This is a genomic window from Mesorhizobium sp. M5C.F.Ca.IN.020.32.2.1, assembly GCF_004023105.1.
In the GTDB taxonomy this organism is placed as follows: domain Bacteria; phylum Pseudomonadota; class Alphaproteobacteria; order Rhizobiales; family Rhizobiaceae; genus Mesorhizobium; species Mesorhizobium wenxiniae.
The window spans coordinates 1-4183 of sequence record NZ_RZSX01000572.1 but is presented as its reverse complement, the minus strand read 5'-3'; the positions used below and the strand labels follow the sequence as shown (position 1 = coordinate 4183).

The 4183-nt window shown below is 63.4% G+C and carries 4 protein-coding genes and 1 pseudogene; all 5 read left to right on the top strand.

Going from position 1 to position 4183, the window contains the following annotated elements; all coding sequences use genetic code 11:
• Positions 1-264: 264 nt before the first annotated feature.
• Positions 265-969 carry a tRNA (adenosine(37)-N6)-threonylcarbamoyltransferase complex dimerization subunit type 1 TsaB gene (tsaB, locus tag EOA86_RS24520; RefSeq protein ID WP_128344034.1) on the top strand — a complete coding sequence of 235 codons (705 nt, stop codon included), beginning with the start codon at positions 265-267 and terminating at the stop codon, positions 967-969.
• Positions 969-1463, top strand: a complete 495-nt coding sequence (gene rimI / locus EOA86_RS24515) for a ribosomal protein S18-alanine N-acetyltransferase (RefSeq protein ID WP_065005897.1) — start codon at positions 969-971, stop codon at positions 1461-1463. The genes tsaB and rimI overlap by 1 nt, the downstream gene beginning before the upstream one ends.
• A gap of 83 nt (positions 1464-1546) precedes the next feature.
• Positions 1547-2347: a 1-acyl-sn-glycerol-3-phosphate acyltransferase gene (locus EOA86_RS24510; RefSeq protein WP_095521145.1), complete on the top strand. Its 801-nt coding sequence runs from the start codon at positions 1547-1549 to the stop codon at positions 2345-2347.
• A gap of 119 nt (positions 2348-2466) precedes the next feature.
• Positions 2467-3876 carry a tRNA (N6-isopentenyl adenosine(37)-C2)-methylthiotransferase MiaB gene (miaB, locus tag EOA86_RS24505; RefSeq protein ID WP_128344032.1) on the top strand — a complete coding sequence of 470 codons (1410 nt, stop codon included), beginning with the start codon at positions 2467-2469 and terminating at the stop codon, positions 3874-3876.
• Between the two features lie 26 nt (positions 3877-3902).
• Positions 3903-4183 (top strand): annotated as a pseudogene (locus EOA86_RS24500) (phosphate starvation-inducible protein PhoH); the annotation flags it as partial.

Genomic DNA, 4183 nt, shown 5'->3' with positions numbered 1-4183 from the left:
ATCCTCGAAGCCGGCGGCGCGACACGGTCCGAGCCGGCCTATGTCTGGGACAATCACATGCTGCGCATCGAGGAGGCCGAATAGGCGCGTCCGGCACCGGTTCTGACGGTTACGTTCGTTATAAGTTACCGCCTTCAGGCGAGGTCGAAGCGAGGCCGCCAAACGATTTATGCATTATCCCCTTGCGGCGATGAGCCATGGCAGGCACAGGGAAATTGTTTTTCGAACCCCTGCGCCCAAGTGGGTGCTCCAACCGGCCGCCTCATGAAGTTGCTCGCCATCGACTGTGCCGCCAATCTCTGCGCCGCCTGTGTCTACGACGCGGCGGCCGGGAAGGAGCTCGGCCGTTCGGTGTTCGATCTCGGCAAGGGCCATGCCGAGCATCTGATGGCCGTCATCGATGAGGCGTTGAAGACCGGCGGAACCGACTATGCCGGCGTCGGCGCCATCGCTGTCTCCACCGGTCCGGGCTCCTTCACCGGCCTGCGCGTCGGCGTCTCGGCGGCGCGGGGTCTTGCGCTGGCGCTGAATATCCGGGCAATCGGGGTGACGACGCTGGAAGCGCTGGCGGCGCAAGCCAAAGAGACATTTCCCGGCCGCGCTGTGCTGGCCGCGCTCGACGCCGGGCGCGACGAGATCCATGCCGCGCTTTACGATGAAGAGTCGGTTCTGCGCTATGGTCCGGCCGTGACCACGCTTTCGCAAGCCGTCGCCATGGCGGTAGATCTCTCTCCGGTTCTGGCCGGCACAGCTGCCACGCAAATTGCCGCCTCGGCCGGGCGCGCCTTTGATATCGGCCCGACAAGTGCCACGGCCGACATCGCCGTCTATGCCCGGCTGGCTGCCGCCCAAGCTGCCGGCAAAAAGGCTGAAGGCGAAAAGCCGAAACCGCTCTATCTGCGCGGCGCCGACGCCAAGCCGCAGGCCGGCTTTATCCTGTCCAGGAAGAAAGCCGGGAAGAACACCTGATGCGCATTCCTTTCCTCCAGCCGCGCCGCAGGGACTTTGCGCTCGAGCCGCTGACGATTGCCGACAGCGCGGCCATGTCGGTGCTGCATCGCGAGGATTTCGTTCGGCCGTGGACCGACGACGAATTCGCCGCACTGCTCGAGCAGGACGCGGTGTTCGGCTATGCCGCGCGCGAGACCGGACAGGGTGCCAAGCCGCCGGTCGGCTTCGTCCTGGCGCGCCTGGCTGCCGGTGAAGGCGAGATCCTGACTGTCGCGGTGGCGCGCTCCCATCGCCGCCAGGGGCTCGGCTGGCAATTGATGGATGCCGTTCTGCGCGAACTGCACGCGCAACGCGCCGAGGCGCTTTTCCTCGAGGTCGACGAGACCAACGTTGCCGCGATCGCGCTCTACCGGCGGCTGGGATTCCGCGAGGTCGGCAAGCGTCCCAACTATTACAGGTCGCCCGAGCACGGCCCGACCGGCGCGCTTGTCATGCGCCGCGATCTTCGCTAGCGCAGATTCAAAATTGCCATAGCGTTGTGCGTCCAATTGGACGCACAACGCTCTGGCCATACGTGGGCAGGGCCTGGAGCAAAATGATCGGAAAAATCAGGATTTTCCTGGCACTGGGCCTCGTTGTCGTCGGCTCGTTGATTCTCGTGCCGTTGCAGATCCTGTCGATGAAGACCGGGCTCTGGCGCGAGACGTTCGTCCTGAAGATCTGGCACCGGCTCATCATCAGGGCGCTGGGCATGCGCATCCATGTCAAGGGGACGCTGTCCAGCCAGCGCCCTCTATTGGTTGCGTCGAACCACATCTCCTGGACCGACATCATGGTGCTGGGGTCGATGGTCGACGTGAAATTCATCGCCAGGGCTGACATGGCCGGTTGGCCATTAATCGGCATGTTATCGAAGCTGCAGCGCACTGTCTTCATCGAGCGTGAGCGCAAGCGTTCGTCGGGCGACCAGGCGAGCGAGATCGCCAACCGCATGGCCAAGGGCGACGCCATGGTGCTGTTTGCCGAAGGGTCGACCGGCGACGGCAACATGATCTTGCCGTTCAAGAGCACGCTATTCGGCGCCGCCTCGATGGCAATTTCGGAAGGGGCGGCCGAAACCGTCTTCATCCAGCCGGTGGCGATCGTCTATACGCGCCTGCATGGCGTGCCGCTCGGCCGCAGGCACCGGCCGATTGCCGCCTGGATCGGTGACGAGGATTTGATGCCGCATCTCAAGGTGCTGATGGCGGAAGGCGGGCTCGATGTCGAAGTGCATTTCGGTGAGCCGGTCGCCTTTTCAAAGGGTTCCAGCCGCAAGGAAACGGCAAGGCTGATGGAAAGTCAGGTGCGTGATATGGTGCAGGCGGCGCTCGCCGATCCGCGCCCGAGCCGGTAAACCGGAATAGCTACTGCGCCAATCAAGTGCTCCAGCGTCTTGCGCGTCCAAGAGGACACATGGCGCTGCAGGGCAGAATCGTCTGTTTTTTGTCGGCGAAAGGCGTTAGAAGCCGCCAGATGGAATTGAACACGATCGAACGGGACGACATCGAAACTGCGGCCGAAAGTGCGGTCGTACCATCTGCCGCGACCAGGAAGGTCTTCGTCAAGACCTATGGCTGCCAGATGAACGTCTACGATTCGCAGCGCATGACCGATGCGCTGGCCGCCGACGGCTATGTGGCAACGGACGCCATCGGTGAGGCCGATCTGGTGCTGCTCAACACCTGCCATATCCGTGAGAAAGCCGCCGAGAAGGTCTATTCCGAACTTGGCCGCATTCGTGAGATGAAGGCCGAACGGGCTCAGGCCGGCCGCGAGATGCTGGTCGGTGTCGCCGGCTGCGTGGCGCAGGCAGAGGGCTCCGAGATCATCCGCCGCTCGCCGGCCGTCGATCTGGTCATCGGCCCGCAGACTTATCACCGGTTGTCCGACGTGCTGGCACGGGTGCGCCGCGGCGAAAAGATCGTCGAGACCGACTACGCCATCGAGGACAAGTTCGAGCACCTGCCGCAGCCGAAACGCGCCGAGATCATCAAGCGCGGCGTCACCGCGTTCCTGACCGTGCAGGAAGGCTGCGACAAGTTCTGCACCTTCTGCGTCGTGCCTTATACCAGAGGCTCGGAAGTGTCGCGGCCGGTGGCGCAGATCGTCGCCGAGGCCGAGCGGCTGGCGCAAGCCGGCGTGCGCGAGGTGACGCTGCTTGGCCAGAATGTCAATGCCTGGCATGGCGAGGGCGAAAACGCCGAGGAATGGGGTCTTGGCCGCCTGCTGTTCCGGCTGGCCGAAATTCCCGGGCTGGCGCGGTTGCGCTACACCACCAGTCACCCGCGCGACATGGACGACGAATTGATCGCCGCCCATCGTGACTTGCCGGCGCTGATGCCCTATCTGCATTTGCCTGTGCAATCCGGCTCCGACCGCATCCTCAAGGCGATGAACCGCAGGCATACGGCAAAGGATTATCTGACGCTGCTCGACCGGATCCGCGCCGCACGGAGCGATATCGCGCTTTCAGGCGACTTCATTGTCGGCTTTCCCGGCGAGACGGATGCGGAGTTCGAGGCGACGATGGACCTTGTCCGCCAGGTGAACTATGCCTCGGCCTTCTCGTTCAAATATTCGCCGCGCCCTGGCACGCCGGGCGCGGAAATGGCTGATCAGGTGCCGGAAGCCGTCAAGGACGAGCGCCTGCAGCGACTGCAGGCGCTGCTGCTGAAGCAGCAGCAGGATTTCGGCGCGAGCCTGGTCGGCAGCACCATCGACACGCTGATCGAGAAGCCGGGCCGCCAGGCTGGCCAGAAGGTCGGCCGCTCGCCGTGGCTGCAGCCGGTTATTGTTGATGAAAAGTCCGGCGAAATCGGTGAGATTATCCAGGTACGAATCACGAAGACGGGTTACAACAGCCTGTTCGCCGAATTGGCCTGAAGGTCTCGGCAGATGAGGAGAGACGGTTGAGCGCTGCGGAAGTGAAGAACCTGCCCCAGAACCTACCATCGGGGGCTTCGGATATGGCGCACATCGTTCTGACTTTCGACAACAACAAGCTTGCCAGCGCCCTTTATGGCCAGTTTGACGAGAATCTGGCCAGGCTGGAGCAGAAGCTTGGCGTCGATATCCGCTCGCGAGGCAACCAACTGACCATCAAGGGCTCCGCCTCGGCCGCCGAGCAGGCGCGCCGCGCCCTGGACAATCTCTACGGCATTCTCCAGAAAGGCGCTGACATCGGCCAGTC

Bases quoted from the DNA above. Each gene is read 5' to 3' on its own strand.
- EOA86_RS24510 (WP_095521145.1), top strand. From the start codon at position 1,547: ATGATCGGAAAAATCAGGATTTTCCTGGCACTGGGCCTCGTTGTCGTC.
- miaB (WP_128344032.1), top strand. From the start codon at position 2,467: ATGGAATTGAACACGATCGAACGGGACGACATCGAAACTGCGGCCGAA.
- rimI (WP_065005897.1), top strand. From the start codon at position 969: ATGCGCATTCCTTTCCTCCAGCCGCGCCGCAGGGACTTTGCGCTCGAG.
- tsaB (WP_128344034.1), top strand. From the start codon at position 265: ATGAAGTTGCTCGCCATCGACTGTGCCGCCAATCTCTGCGCCGCCTGT.